Annotated in this window: 15 protein-coding genes; 10 read left to right on the top strand and 5 right to left on the bottom strand. The window is 59.8% G+C overall.

Translation table 11 applies throughout. From position 1 onward, the window contains the following. The 7 genes from HMPREF3138_RS27025 to HMPREF3138_RS09595 form a co-directional block, all read left to right on the top strand. Positions 1 to 285, top strand: a 285-nt coding sequence (locus HMPREF3138_RS27025; RefSeq protein ID WP_038884933.1) for a spore coat protein U domain-containing protein, incomplete at its 5' end; no start/stop codon positions are given. A 2-nt stretch (positions 286 to 287) separates the two neighbouring features. After that, the gene (locus tag HMPREF3138_RS09570) at positions 288 to 791 is read left to right on the top strand and encodes a Csu type fimbrial protein (protein ID WP_038877669.1); all 504 of its coding nucleotides are present in this window, start codon (positions 288 to 290) and stop codon (positions 789 to 791) included. 20 nt (positions 792 to 811) lie between these two features. Next, on the top strand, positions 812 to 1,327 hold the full coding sequence (locus tag HMPREF3138_RS09575) for a Csu type fimbrial protein (RefSeq protein ID WP_047730737.1): 516 nt from the start codon (positions 812 to 814) through the stop codon (positions 1,325 to 1,327). A 21-nt stretch (positions 1,328 to 1,348) separates the two neighbouring features. Next, complete coding sequence (locus HMPREF3138_RS09580) at positions 1,349 to 2,116, top strand: fimbrial biogenesis chaperone (protein WP_038877673.1); 768 nt, start codon at positions 1,349 to 1,351, stop codon at positions 2,114 to 2,116. A 46-nt stretch (positions 2,117 to 2,162) separates the two neighbouring features. Further along, complete coding sequence (locus HMPREF3138_RS09585; RefSeq protein WP_371326903.1) at positions 2,163 to 4,610, top strand: fimbria/pilus outer membrane usher protein; 2,448 nt, start codon at positions 2,163 to 2,165, stop codon at positions 4,608 to 4,610. A 19-nt stretch (positions 4,611 to 4,629) separates the two neighbouring features. Next, a complete protein-coding gene (locus HMPREF3138_RS09590; protein ID WP_038877675.1) occupies positions 4,630 to 5,562 on the top strand; it encodes a Csu type fimbrial protein in 933 nt (310 codons plus the stop codon). A 135-nt stretch (positions 5,563 to 5,697) separates the two neighbouring features. Beyond that, complete coding sequence (locus tag HMPREF3138_RS09595; protein ID WP_004931517.1) at positions 5,698 to 5,937, top strand: DUF1480 family protein; 240 nt, start codon at positions 5,698 to 5,700, stop codon at positions 5,935 to 5,937. Positions 5,938 to 5,992: 55 nt separating this feature from the next. On the opposite strand, the gene HMPREF3138_RS09600 is transcribed toward HMPREF3138_RS09595, so the two are convergent. Continuing rightward, complete coding sequence (locus tag HMPREF3138_RS09600) at positions 5,993 to 6,592, bottom strand: C39 family peptidase (RefSeq protein ID WP_038877677.1); 600 nt, start codon at positions 6,590 to 6,592, stop codon at positions 5,993 to 5,995. A 4-nt stretch (positions 6,593 to 6,596) separates the two neighbouring features. After that, the gene (locus HMPREF3138_RS09605) at positions 6,597 to 6,989 is read right to left on the bottom strand and encodes an ASCH domain-containing protein (protein WP_004931522.1); all 393 of its coding nucleotides are present in this window, start codon (positions 6,987 to 6,989) and stop codon (positions 6,597 to 6,599) included. A 335-nt stretch (positions 6,990 to 7,324) separates the two neighbouring features. On the opposite strand from HMPREF3138_RS09605, the gene yniD reads away from it, so the two are divergent. Continuing rightward, entirely contained in the window at positions 7,325 to 7,417 is a 93-nt protein-coding gene (gene yniD, locus HMPREF3138_RS27030) for a small membrane protein YniD (RefSeq protein WP_016928013.1), read from the top strand. A 39-nt stretch (positions 7,418 to 7,456) separates the two neighbouring features. On the opposite strand, the gene HMPREF3138_RS26670 is transcribed toward yniD, so the two are convergent. Then, the gene (locus tag HMPREF3138_RS26670) at positions 7,457 to 7,609 is read right to left on the bottom strand and encodes a hypothetical protein (RefSeq protein ID WP_164491942.1); all 153 of its coding nucleotides are present in this window, start codon (positions 7,607 to 7,609) and stop codon (positions 7,457 to 7,459) included. 157 nt (positions 7,610 to 7,766) lie between these two features. Between HMPREF3138_RS26670 and HMPREF3138_RS09610 the strand changes: the two genes are divergently transcribed. Further along, entirely contained in the window at positions 7,767 to 7,976 is a 210-nt protein-coding gene (locus HMPREF3138_RS09610) for a hypothetical protein (RefSeq protein ID WP_004931526.1), read from the top strand. A gap of 146 nt (positions 7,977 to 8,122) precedes the next feature. Here the strand turns inward: HMPREF3138_RS09610 and HMPREF3138_RS09615 are convergent, their stop codons facing one another. Then, positions 8,123 to 9,541 (bottom strand): serralysin family metalloprotease, encoded by a 1,419-nt coding sequence (locus HMPREF3138_RS09615; RefSeq protein ID WP_038877681.1) that lies wholly within the window; start codon positions 9,539 to 9,541, stop codon positions 8,123 to 8,125. Positions 9,542 to 9,874: 333 nt separating this feature from the next. Next, positions 9,875 to 11,218 carry a 2-hydroxycarboxylate transporter family protein gene (locus HMPREF3138_RS09625; RefSeq protein ID WP_038877686.1) on the bottom strand — a complete coding sequence of 448 codons (1,344 nt, stop codon included), beginning with the start codon at positions 11,216 to 11,218 and terminating at the stop codon, positions 9,875 to 9,877. A 432-nt stretch (positions 11,219 to 11,650) separates the two neighbouring features. Here HMPREF3138_RS09625 and HMPREF3138_RS27035 point away from each other — a divergent pair. After that, the coding region (locus HMPREF3138_RS27035) for a phosphoenolpyruvate carboxykinase (ATP) (protein ID WP_246828714.1) at positions 11,651 to 12,070 on the top strand (420 nt) is incomplete at its 3' end.

Below are 12,070 nucleotides of genomic sequence, written 5' to 3' on the forward strand. Positions count from 1 at the left end.
CTGAACTGCACCACCGGCACCAACTATACCGTGGCGCTGGACAACGGCCTCAACGCCACCGGCAGCCAACGGCGCATGGCCAGCAGCGTACCGGCCTATATCAGCTATAACCTCTACCAGGACAGCGCCCACGCCGTACCGTGGAACAGCACCACCGGCCTGCTGACCGGCACCGGCACCGGTTCGGCGGTACCGCTGATCGTCTACGGCCTGGTACCTGCGGCAGGCACCACCCCGGCGGCCGGTGCGTACAGCGATACCGTCACCATGACCGTCACCTGGTAAACATGACGCGCCTGGCCGTCACCTGCATGCTGCTGTCGTTGGCGGGCGTTTGCCGCGCCGACGTCAGCACCGCGACGGTGGGCGTCAGCGCCACCCTGGTCAAGTCCTGCGTCGCCGGCACCACCAGCGGCGGCAACACCACGTTCGGCACCTTTAACTTCGGCACGGTCTATTTCCTCAATACGGCGATAAAGGTGACCGGCCAGGCGAACGCCGGCGCACTGCAGATCAACTGCAACAACGGCACCAGTTACACGGTGCTGCTCAGCGGCGGACAGAGCGGCAATACCGCCGCGCGCTATCTGCAAAGCGCGGCGGGCGCCCGCGTGAACTACAACCTGTATACCAGCGCCAGCTACGCCACCGTCTGGGATAACGTCACCGGCGTCACCCAGACCGCCACCGGCCAAAGCGTCTGGCTGCCGGTGTACGGCATGATCCCGGTACAAACGACGCCGGCGACGGGCAACTATACGGATACGGTGCAGGTGACGATAAATTGGTGATTAACGGAACGCTGCGCACCCTGCTGCTGGCGGCGCTGATCGGCGCCCCGACGGCCCGTGCCGATACCGTCAGCCAGGGCTTTACGGTCAACGCTTCGATCATCAAAGGCTGCGTGCTCGGCAGCGGCGTCACCAACGTTACCTCGTTCGGCAGCATGAGCTTCGGCCAGGTGGCGTCCTTGAGCAGCCCGATAAAAATCGTCTCCAGCGCCGGCGCCGGCTCCATTTTGATCCGCTGCAATCCCGGGCTCAGCGTCACCCTGGGATTGAACGTCGGCAATAACGTCACCGGCTCCATCGCCGGCGGGCGAAAACTGTTGAACTCGGTGACCTCGGAAACGCTGGTTTACCAGCTCTACCAGGATGCCAACTACGCCGTTTTGTGGGGCGACGGCGGCAACGGCGGCGCCGTCCAAACCGTCTCCTCCACCGGCAGTACGCAAGAAATAAAAATCTACGCCAGTTTAATGGCGAGCAGCACCTTGCCCACCAGCGGCACCTACAACGATACGGTCTTAGTGACGGTGAGTTATTGAGCTTTTAAAAAGGATCACATTATGCGTAGTACTCTGCTCCGCCTGCCCCTGCTGGCAGGATTGCTGTTAGCCGGTCAACCGCAGGCCTTCGCCGCCGCCTCCATTCTGATTTGGCCTATCGATCCGGCGATTGAAGACAACCAGCAGGCGACGGCCCTGTGGCTGGAAAACCGCGACAGCAAACCGGTCTATATGCAGATCCGCGTGCTCGGCTGGCAACAAACCGGCGGTAAGGACGACTACCGCAACCAGAGCGACGTGGTCGCCAGCCCGCCGGTCGCCACCATTCTCCCCGGCAAACGCCAGCTGATTCGCCTGATCAAGCAGATCCCGGTCGCCGCCGGGCAAGAACGGGCTTACCGGATACTGGTTGACGAAGTGCCAATCAAGGATAAAGACGGCGCGGCGCCCGACAAGGGTGCGCAGATGGGGCTGAAATTCCAGATGCGTTATTCGGTGCCGCTGTTCGTCAGCGGCAAAGGCGTCTGGACCAAGCAAGACTTCGAACACCCGCGCGACTATGCCACCGCCAACCAGCCGAAGCTCAGCTACCGGCTGCTGCAGCAAAACAGCCAGCGCTGGCTCGACGTGCGCAACGACGGCATCGTGCACGCTCGCCTGTCGCAGGTCAGCATCCAGGGCAAGCCGCTCAACAACGGGCTGCTGGGCTATGTGCTGCCGGGTTCGCAGATGCGCTTTGCCCTGCCGCCTTCGGGCAGTTTCGCCGCCGGCAAGCTGCAGGCGATGGTCAACGATAATAAGCAACCCGTAACCATTCCGTCTTACTGAGCCTGAGGTGCAGGTGAAGCGGATCTCGTCGCCGGCCACGCGCGGCATGCAGCTCAAGCCGCTGGCCCTGGCCGTACTTTGTATGGCGGTGGAGCTGTGGCCGCCGCACGCCGCCGCCGACGACCTTCCGCCGCCGCCCAGCGCCATCAGCATGCCGGACACCACGCTGTATCTGGAGCCGGTGGTGAACGGCCGCCAGACCGGCAAAGTGGTGCCGGTCACCTACCGCGGCGGCCACTACTATTTGACGCCGCAGCAACTGAGCGACGCCGGCCTGCCGGTGGCGGACAAGCAAGCGAAAGAAATCGCCGTCGATCAATTGGATAAGGTCGACGTCACCTACAGCGGCGAAACGCAGCAGCTGTTGATCTCGGTGCCCAACGACTGGCTGCCCAAGCAAACCCTCGGCGACGCCAACCCGGAACAGCGGCTGCCGGCGCAAAGCAGCCTGGGCTTCTTGCTGAATTACGACGCCTACGTCAGCCAGAGCGGCGGGCGCGGCAATCCGGGCTATTTTTCCGCCTGGAGCGAACAGCGGCTGTTCGACGGCTTCGGCGTTATCGCCAACACCGGCATTTTCCGCAGCAGCTTCAACGGCGAGACCGCCGCACAGCAGAACAATCGCTATATCCGCTACGACAGCAGCTGGCGCTACAGCGACGACGACACCATGCTCAGCTATACCGCCGGCGATCTCACGACCGGCTCGCTGCCCTGGACCAGTTCGGTGCGCATCGGCGGCCTGCAGGTGGCGCGCAACTTCGCCACGCGGCCGGATCTGATTACCTATCCGCTGCCGCAGTTCTCCGGCCAGGCCGCCGTGCCGAGCAGCGTCGATCTGTACATCAACAGCTATAAGAATACCTCCGTCAGCGTGAACCCCGGCCCGTTCACCCTGAATACCGTGCCTTACATCAACGGCGCCGGCCAGGCGACGGTGGTCACCACCGACGCGCTCGGCCGCCAGATCAGCACCACGGTGCCGTTCTATGTCGCCAGCTCGCTGCTGCAGGCCGGGCTAAGCGATTTCAGCCTGTCGGCAGGGGCGCTGCGTCAAAATTACGGCTACCGCTCCGCAGACTACGGCCAATGGGTGGCCAGCGGCAGCGGGCGTTACGGCGTCACTGATTGGTTGACGCTCGAAGGGCGAGCGGAAGGCGCTGCTGAGCTGGCGGTCACCGGCGCCGGCGCGGGCGTGCGCCTGGGGCAGTTAGGGGTCCTCAACGCCTCCTACAGTTACAGCCAGGCGGGCAGCGATGCCTTCAACGCCCCACCGGTCACGCCCCTTTATTACAATCCGATCACCGGCCAACCGGTACAGCAACCGGATGCCAGGCCGGTTTATCAGTACACCGGCCGCCACGGCGATCAGACCAGCCTGAGCTATACCTACAGCAACCAATATTTCAGCCTCAATGCCCAACGGGTACTGCGCAGCGCGGACTTCGGCGACCTCTCTACCTACAAGAGCAGCTACCGCCTGAGCCGCCGCACCGATCAACTGACCGGCAGCATCGGCCTGAGCCGCTTCGGCAGCCTGGGCGCCGGTTATTTCGACGTGCGCGACGCCATCGGCCAGCGCACCCGCCTGGTCAACCTGTCGTACAGCCTGACGCTGTGGCGCAATATCAGCCTGTACGCCTCGGCGAACCGCGAGATCGGCGGCGACGGCTACAGCTCGCAGCTGCAGATCAGCATTCCGTTCGATGCCTGGGGCACCGCTAACGTCAGTACCGCCCGCGACGCCGGCAACCGCTGGAGCGAACGCGTCGCGTACAGCCGCGCCGCGCCGACCGACGGCGGTTTCGGCTGGAACCTGGCCTACGCCGGCGGTCAAGGCAGCAACAGCGATTACCGCCAGGCAGACCTGACCTGGCGCACCTCGCTGTTGGAAACCCGCGCCGGGCTGTACGGCAACCGTAACGATTACACCCGCTGGGGCGAAGTCAGCGGTTCGCTGGTGGCGATGAACGGCGGCGTATACGCCACCAACACCATCAACGACGCCTTTGCCCTGGTTTCGACCAACGGCTACGCCGGCATTCCGGTCAGCTACGAGAACCAGCGCATCGGCGTCACCAACGACAAAGGCTACCTGTTGGTGCCCACCGTCACTTCGTATTACCACGCCAAATTCCAGATTGATCCGCTCAATCTGCCGGCGGATGTCAATTTACCGTCAGTAGAAAAAACCGTCGCCATTCGCGATCACAGCGGCTACCTGGTCGAATTCCCCGTCCAGCGCCTTTCCGCCGCCGACGTGGAGCTGGTCGATGCGCAAGGCAAACCGCTGGCCAACGGCAGCCAGGTGGCGGTGATCGGCAGCAATCAACAAAGCTATGTCGGGTGGGATGGCATGACCTATATCGACCCGGTTCAGCAGCACAACCGGCTGAGCGTGATCCCGGCCGACGGCGGCGCGCCGTGCCAGGTCAGCTTCAGCCTGGCCAATCCGCAGGGGCTACAGCGCGTCGGTCCCCTCGTCTGCCAATAACACACGGAGAAGAAGAACGATGTATCGGCAAGTGAAAATTCTTTTGGCGGCGCTGCTGCTGCTGTGCGGGCAACGCGCGCTGGCGGACTGCGCCACTACCAACGGCACGGTGACCCTGCCCAGCAGCAACTCCTTCGCCGTCTACAACGGCCAGATCAGCGCCCAGGGTACCGCCGGGCTCAACTGTACCGGGCTGGGGCTCAATCTGTTGACGCAAAACACCGTCACGGTCAAGATTGCCTCCACCACCAACAATATGGCCCTGCTGAACGGCAATGGCTCCGGCGATAAAATCTCCTATCTCATCTACCCGGATGCCAACTACCAATATCCCTACAGCGTCGGCCAGACCATCGACTACAGCTCGCTGAACCTGCTGTCGCTGATCCTGATCTCTTCCAACGTCAACTTTCCGGTGTACGTCAAAACCGTGGCGGGTGCGAACGTCAGCGCCGGCACCTATACCGACACCATTAACCTTGTGTGGAACTACCATATTTGCGGCCTGGGCCTGATAGGGCTGTGTATCTGGTGGGACGGCACCAACCAATCCAGCACCGTGACCGTCACCGCGGTCATCACCAAAAGCTGCCTGATCAATACCGCCAACAACGTCAACTTCGGCAGCATGGCGCTGGTGGGGCAATTCAACCCGATCAACCAGAGCATCACCCTGACCTGCACCAAATCCCAGTCATACAGCTCCTACTTTACCAACGGCAACAACCCCATCACCGGTTGGCGGCGAATGCTCAGCGGCACCAGCAACTTCCTGCAGTATCAGATCTACCTGCCCAACACCAGCACCGTGTGGAGCAGCACCAACGCGCAAAGCGGCACCGGCACCGGTCTGGCGCAAAGCATCCCCTTTACCGCCGCCATCAATCCGGCGCAGACCGAAGTGCCGGTCGGTACCTATCAGGATAACGTCAGCTATGTCGTGACCTATTAGCGTGGCCGCTAGCCGCTCAGGAAGAATGTTGCCAGAATGTATTTTTTATGTGGCATTTTTTGCTCATTTGGCTATGCTCATACCGATGGCCTTACTGGTCTAACCTCCTACCACATCATTGAGCAAGGAGTTCCCATGAGCAAAACCGTCGTAAAAATTGGCAGCTTCGAGGTCGATGACGCGCATCTTCACGCCGGCGCCGACCGCGCCGGCACCCTGAGCATTCCCTGCAAGTCCGATCCGGACCTGTGTATGCAGCTCGACGGCTGGGATGAACACACCAGCATTCCGGCGATCCTTGATGGCAAACAGTCGCTGCTGTACAAGCAGCACTACGATCGGCAGGCGGACGCCTGGGTGATGCGGCTGGCATGAAAATACGCCGGGCCTGCTGACGACGCGCTGCTTTCATCGGAAACAGCGCGTTTTTTTATGCGATGGCGATGCCGCGGCCGGCAAAGAAAGCGGTGAAGCGGTTGAGCGGCAGCTGTACCCGCTCGCGCGTTGCCGGGCTGTCGCCCGAAGGGTTGTGGAAGGTTACGCTTTGCGTATCGGCGGCGGTGATCAACACCAGATGCCCGCCTCGCTGCGGCGGCAGGCTCTCGGGCCGGCGAATGGAGGGATGCACCGAGGCGATAAAGTAGCGGTATTGGCTAAGCAGCGCCCATAACTCGGCGGCCTCCAGCCCCACCTTCACCTCCGCTTGCAGCGCAAACTGCTCGCGCACGTACTCAACGAACGGCGCGTAAATCAGCCCTTTTATCCGCTCCCCCTCGCGCACATAGGCACCGTAAGGCAGGCTACGCCGCGCCAGCTCCAGCAGCGGCGGCGCTTCGCCGTCGCGATGGCTCAGCACCATTTTCAGGCAGGCCATGCCGCACACGTGGTTGGCCCACTCGACGTACTCCGCCCGATCGCGGGCGCCGCTGCGCGCCCAATTCTCGTCTTGCGCCAGCGTCATGCGGCCGGCGATCAGTTCGGCGGCCAGCTCCGGGCTTGCCCACTGGCATTCGTAGGGAACGGCGCGCATCCGTTTAGAACTTGTCGACGACTTTGAAATTCATCAGCACCAGCGTCATGTCCGGCGAGAACAGATCATACTCTTCGAAGAAGCGCTGCAGCTCTTTGCGCCAATGCGCCAGCGAACGATCGCCCTCGCCTTCGGCAAAGGCGTGCGCTTCATCGACCTGATCGTACGTTTTCATTTCCACCGCGGTCAGTTCAACCGCGCAGACCGGTTCACCTTTACCGTCCACCACCAGGAACAGGTCGCCGGCCTGCGGGATCCCTTCGCCGTCCAGGTTGGAACAGGTGGCCGTTTTGGTGCCATTGAGGATCAATTGCACCACTTCATCGGCCTGCTGCTCGGTATCGCCGAACGCCCAGCGCTCAAGGTGCTCGTATTTCTGTGGAATTGCCGTCGCCATGATTATACCTTTTGGAAAAATGCATCAATGCAGACAGGATAGTACAACGTATTGCCGGCCGTCTGCATCCGTCGCAAGCGCGACTGCGCGTTCCGCCACCGCCGCCTTTACGAGTTTTTACCGTTCTTCGCTGTGCCTGTCGCGCTGCCGGGCGCATACTGTGGACATTATTCACCCAATGGCAACCGCCAGGCGGCAACATGCGGCAAGACGACATCGATGCTGACGATACCTTCAGCGATTTACTCAACGGCGTCGCCCTGGTGACGCTTTTCCTCATCACCCTCGTCGGCGGGTGGTACTTCAGTTAAGGAGGCAACGTGGCAACAAAACGCATGGGCAACAAACTCAGTAAAATGGTCGTGGTGCTGCTGCTGATCTGCCTGGCGTTGCTGCTGTTGCGTTGGGCGGCGATCGCCTTCGGTTAATCTCGCGAACCGGCGCCGGCCTAAGCGCCGGCGTCGTGCTCACCGCCGTCGCGGCGCGGTCGGCTCCAGCAGCTCCTGCAAATAGGCCAAACGCGCTTCCCCTTGTGGCAACCAGCGGCGACACAGCCAATGCTGCGTTTCACCCGTGCGGCTCAGGCGGTAGTACTCCGCCAAGGTTTCGACCCAGTTCATGATGTTTTCTCCTGCTTTTCGACACCGTCAGTATTGAGCGTAAAAACCAGAAGAAATACTGATGGCTTGTTTTTTATGCTTCCTGTTTTGGGTGGCCGGTAGCGAAGCCGCAGTTCAGCTGCTACATTGGGCAAAAATCAACCAGCCGAGGTAGGCCATGACGTTCTCGGAACAGGAGATTAAACCCGTATGGGATGAGGTCGCACGCCTGATCGGCGACGGCGTGATGCAGCTGCGCCATCGTGGCGAAGCGCTGTCGGTGGAAACGCTGGAAAAACATCTGGCGCGGCAGCTGGCGGACAGCAACGATATCGAACGGCGCATCCTGCTCGGCGCCGCCATCAACATGTTGAAAGGCGGAAAATGAATCGCCAACCGAAAAGGTTGGCGATCCGACAGAAGCCCGAGGTATGCAAGCCCGGCCTTCTGCGCGCTACTATGTCACGCTAATATGACGGAATTAATAGGAATTGTCGGGTTTTTACCCAAAAAGCCCTATTTTTGTTGCCCGCATTACGCCAACACGAAATCGCCGGCATCCAGCGGCTGCCCCACCACTTTCACCAGGAAATCGCTGGCGCCAAAAGCGCCGCCCAGGTTGATCGCCAGGTCGCTGACGTGACTTTGCGCGTCATAGCTCAACATCGCCTCACCCGCCTTGCCGCTGAACTGATCGACGAAGCGAATGCCGTCCGCGCTGCCGGTGTTGAACAGCGTCAGATCGATCTTGTCTTCACCGCGCACGAAGTCGCGGATCCAATCCGGTGCCGCCGCCGTCGATTCATCCGCCGCGAAATAGACGAAGGTATCTTTGCCAGCGCCGCCCCACAGCTGATCGGCCCCTTTGCCGCCGTACAACACATCATCGCCCGCACCGCCCTTGAGCACATTGTCGCCGGCGTTGCCCACCAGCACATCGTTGCCCGATCCGCCGATGGCATTTTCAATCGTTACGCCTGCGGCGATGGACACGTTGCCTTTCAGGCCGCCAACGTCCGAGAACGCTTTTTCATTCAGGTTGATGCGCTGATTCTGGCCAAAGCCGGAGAAGTCGAAGGTGTCGTTACCGCCGGCATCCCAGGCGGTGAAAACAATCTTGTCCTGCGCGCTGGTGGCGGTGAGGAAGTCGCGATCGGTATTGGAATTAAAGCCGTAGATCGTATCGCCGGTGCGGGTGTTCATGTTGGCGCCGTAGAAGTGCTGGATCGCCGTGATGTCGTTGAGCAGCGGCCCGGAAGAGTAAGCGCCTTTAAAGTCCTGCCCGGTGTTGCTTTCGCTGAAATAGCTCATCACGCTGTGGGCACGGCTGTCCTCGAAATAGGTCGCGTCCTTGCCGTAGGTGATACTGACGCCCGGCGCGGCGTTATAGTCGCCCGGGTGTTGCAGCCCCAGCGCATGGCCGATTTCATGGGTGAAGGTCTGGCGACCGTACTCGTTCTCATGGATCTGATTGTTGACGAAGGTATGGTTCTTGGCGTTATACCAGGTTTGCCCGGCAACCGAAGGCGAGGTGTCCGGGTTATACGCAAAGGCATAGGAGCCGCGCGAGCTGTAGTCGAACAGGCCGAATTTGATGTTGGCGGCGGCGGTGTTGCTGGTTTCGCTAAAGGTGATGTTGGCCACGTCGGACCATGACTGCAACGACAGTTTGGCCTGCTCGCGCTGTTCGGCGTTAAAGCTGCTGAAGCCGCTGATGCCCATGCTCGACATGTTGCCCGGCGCCTTTTCCCAGAAGCTGAAGGTCAGGGAGACCGGCGTGTCGGTCACGCCCTTGTCGTGCCAACTGCGATCGCCGCGCACCAGCTCCAGACCGGCGTTTTCGAACGTTTTCGACGGATGAAGCACGGTAATGGTGTCGTCTTCATCGGGTTTATAAGCGCCCAGCAGGGCTAATACGCCTTCGGCCTTAACGGAAGCATTGCTTGATGACATAACCTTATCTCCATATTCGTCAATTCAATCGGGGGGGATGCCCCAACTGGCGGATTGCCTGAACGGCAGCGGCCCGGTGTTGAATCAATACGGGGATATCGGTAATGCGGTGGCGCCTTCCCTCGGCACTCTGAATGAGAACGATAATCCCTTAAGAGAAAAGAATAGACACATTTTCGCCGAGTACAGAATTTTCTTAGATAAAGTACGACTATGCATTTGCGCCATACAAATGATTTTCAAGGTAATCATCAGCATTATCACGATAAGCGGAAAAAAAGCATAAAAAAACCGGGGCAATCCAACCCCGGTTATCCATAAGAAATTCTGGACTCAGACTAACCAACCGAGCAGCAGCGTCGCGCCGATGACCGTGGAAGCGCCGCCGATGCGCGTGGCAATTTGGGCGAACGGCATTAGCCCCATGCGGTTCGACGCCGACAGGATCGCCACGTCACCGGTGCCACCCAGGCCGCTGTGGCAACAGGTGACGATCGCCGCTTCCACCGGGAACATCTTCAGGTAAGGCGCAATCAGGAAACTGACCAGCCCCATCGACAGCACCACCGAGCCGCAGACCACCACATAACCGACCGAGAACACCGCCACCACGCTTTCCAGCGGCACGTACAGCATGCCCAGACCGATCATCAGCGGCCACACCAGCGCCGTGGAGACGAACTTGTAGAAACTGTGCGCGCCGGTTTCCATCGAGGCCGGGATCACCCGGCAGTACTTGCACAACACCGCGAACAGGATCATCAGCACCGGGCCGGGAATATGCACGATGTGTTCGAACAGGCCACCGACGATAAAGAAGGCGCAGATCACCAGCAGACCGCCGCCCATCAGTTGGAAATCGACGTTGCCGCTTTGCTCCTTGATGGCGAACATCGCGTTCTCCTGCGCCGAACGGATCAGCATGCCGTCGCCGCTCAGTGCCTTGCGCTGCATGCCGATGCGAGCCAGCACCCCGGCGGTCACGATGGCGAAGATATTGCCCAGCACCGCCGCCGGCGCCAGCTGCGCGACGTAGACGTCCGGCGTCGCTCCCAGGATCGCCGAATAGGCCAGCGACAGCGGTAAAATCCCCTCGCCGATGCCGCCGCCGATGATCGGCACAATGATGAAGAAGAAGGTGTGATAGAAGGTAAAACCGAACAGCTTGCCCACCAGCAGCCCGGTGATCACCGCCGTCACCGTACCGACCACCAAGGGCACGAACATGCGAATCATCCCCTGGATCAGGATCACCCGATTCATGCCGAGAATGCTGCCGACCACCAGACTGGCGATGACGAAATACAGCAGGTTGGCGTCTTTCATCAGCAAATGGACGGTGCCCATGACGTTAGGCTGGAAGACATTGAAATAGACCAGCACCGACGGCACCATCAAACACAGAATGGCCGGCCCGCCGATATCGCGCAGCACGGGAATGCTTTTTCCCAACTGCGCCAGCGCAAAGCCCAGCGTCATTATCACCGCCAGGCCGCCGATCATATTCTTCGGCAGGAAGTTGGCATAGGCGGAAATCGCCACGATCGCGCAAATCGTGATAAACAGCGCGATCGGTACCGCACCGATATCTATTTGACGAAGTTGATTAATTAATCCTGAGGATTCGGACGATGCCGTATTTTTATCACAGGCCAGTTCTGCATTTATCTGTTTCATTATTCACCCTGCTGACAAGCGTACAGTACGGTTAGATTCACCTGGCGCAACGATCCTGCCATAGCCAAGTAAAAACAAATGATTACGAAGAATCCTATTGTGGACTTCGCTTTTTCTAATAAGAAATAAAACAGTAGACAGCTCTGACGATATGATAAAAAATAAAAATGCAAAACTAAATTACGCCGGCGGAATTCAATATTGTGACCCTCCGCCAAGGTTAGTTTTAATTAATTATCGTCAGCATTTTGTAATTAAAGTAATCGGGTTTAAATTCGCTGCTATGCTATAGGAGGGCGAAAAAGCCCCCTGCTTTATTAATAAAGAACCGGAAACGCATTAGCTGAATCCGGTCAGCTTGATCCGAACCTTAATCCTGCGCGCGGCACCGCACGGGAAAGAGGCATAATATGACTCATAAGGAAGTAGAATATGTCTTCACGCGCTGTTACCCCACAAACCCTCGCTCGCTACGGCATTCATCAGGCCGCCGACGTCGTCTATAACCCCAGCTATGAATTACTGTTCGCCGAAGAGACCCGCGCCGACCTGCCGCCGCTGGAACGCGGCACCCTCACCCAGCTGGGCGCGGTCAACGTCGCGACCGGTGAATTCACCGGCCGTTCGCCGAAGGACAAATACATCGTGCGCGACGACACCACGCGCGATACCGTCTGGTGGTCGGACAACGGCACCGGCAAGAACGACAACCAGCCGCTCTCCCCGGAAGTCTGGCAGCATCTGAAAACGTTGGTGGGCAACCAGCTCTCCGGCAAGCGTTTGTTCGTGGTGGACGCGTTCTGCGGCGCCAACGCCGACACGCGCCTGAAAGTGCGCTTCATCACCGAGGTG

Source organism: Serratia sp. HMSC15F11, assembly GCF_001808215.1.
Classification (GTDB): Bacteria; Pseudomonadota; Gammaproteobacteria; order Enterobacterales; family Enterobacteriaceae; genus Serratia; species Serratia nevei.

Coding starts and splice junctions, on each gene's coding strand:
- HMPREF3138_RS09570 (WP_038877669.1), top strand. CDS start 288: ATGACGCGCCTGGCCGTCACCTGCATGCTGCTGTCGTTGGCGGGCGTT.
- HMPREF3138_RS09580 (WP_038877673.1), top strand. CDS start 1,349: ATGCGTAGTACTCTGCTCCGCCTGCCCCTGCTGGCAGGATTGCTGTTA.
- HMPREF3138_RS09585 (WP_371326903.1), top strand. CDS start 2,163: ATGCAGCTCAAGCCGCTGGCCCTGGCCGTACTTTGTATGGCGGTGGAG.
- HMPREF3138_RS09590 (WP_038877675.1), top strand. CDS start 4,630: ATGTATCGGCAAGTGAAAATTCTTTTGGCGGCGCTGCTGCTGCTGTGC.
- HMPREF3138_RS09595 (WP_004931517.1), top strand. CDS start 5,698: ATGAGCAAAACCGTCGTAAAAATTGGCAGCTTCGAGGTCGATGACGCG.
- HMPREF3138_RS09600 (WP_038877677.1), bottom strand. CDS start 6,592: ATGCGCGCCGTTCCCTACGAATGCCAGTGGGCAAGCCCGGAGCTGGCC.
- HMPREF3138_RS09605 (WP_004931522.1), bottom strand. CDS start 6,989: ATGGCGACGGCAATTCCACAGAAATACGAGCACCTTGAGCGCTGGGCG.
- yniD (WP_016928013.1), top strand. CDS start 7,325: ATGGGCAACAAACTCAGTAAAATGGTCGTGGTGCTGCTGCTGATCTGC.
- HMPREF3138_RS26670 (WP_164491942.1), bottom strand. CDS start 7,609: ATGAACTGGGTCGAAACCTTGGCGGAGTACTACCGCCTGAGCCGCACG.
- HMPREF3138_RS09610 (WP_004931526.1), top strand. CDS start 7,767: ATGACGTTCTCGGAACAGGAGATTAAACCCGTATGGGATGAGGTCGCA.
- HMPREF3138_RS09615 (WP_038877681.1), bottom strand. CDS start 9,541: ATGTCATCAAGCAATGCTTCCGTTAAGGCCGAAGGCGTATTAGCCCTG.
- HMPREF3138_RS09625 (WP_038877686.1), bottom strand. CDS start 11,218: ATGAAACAGATAAATGCAGAACTGGCCTGTGATAAAAATACGGCATCG.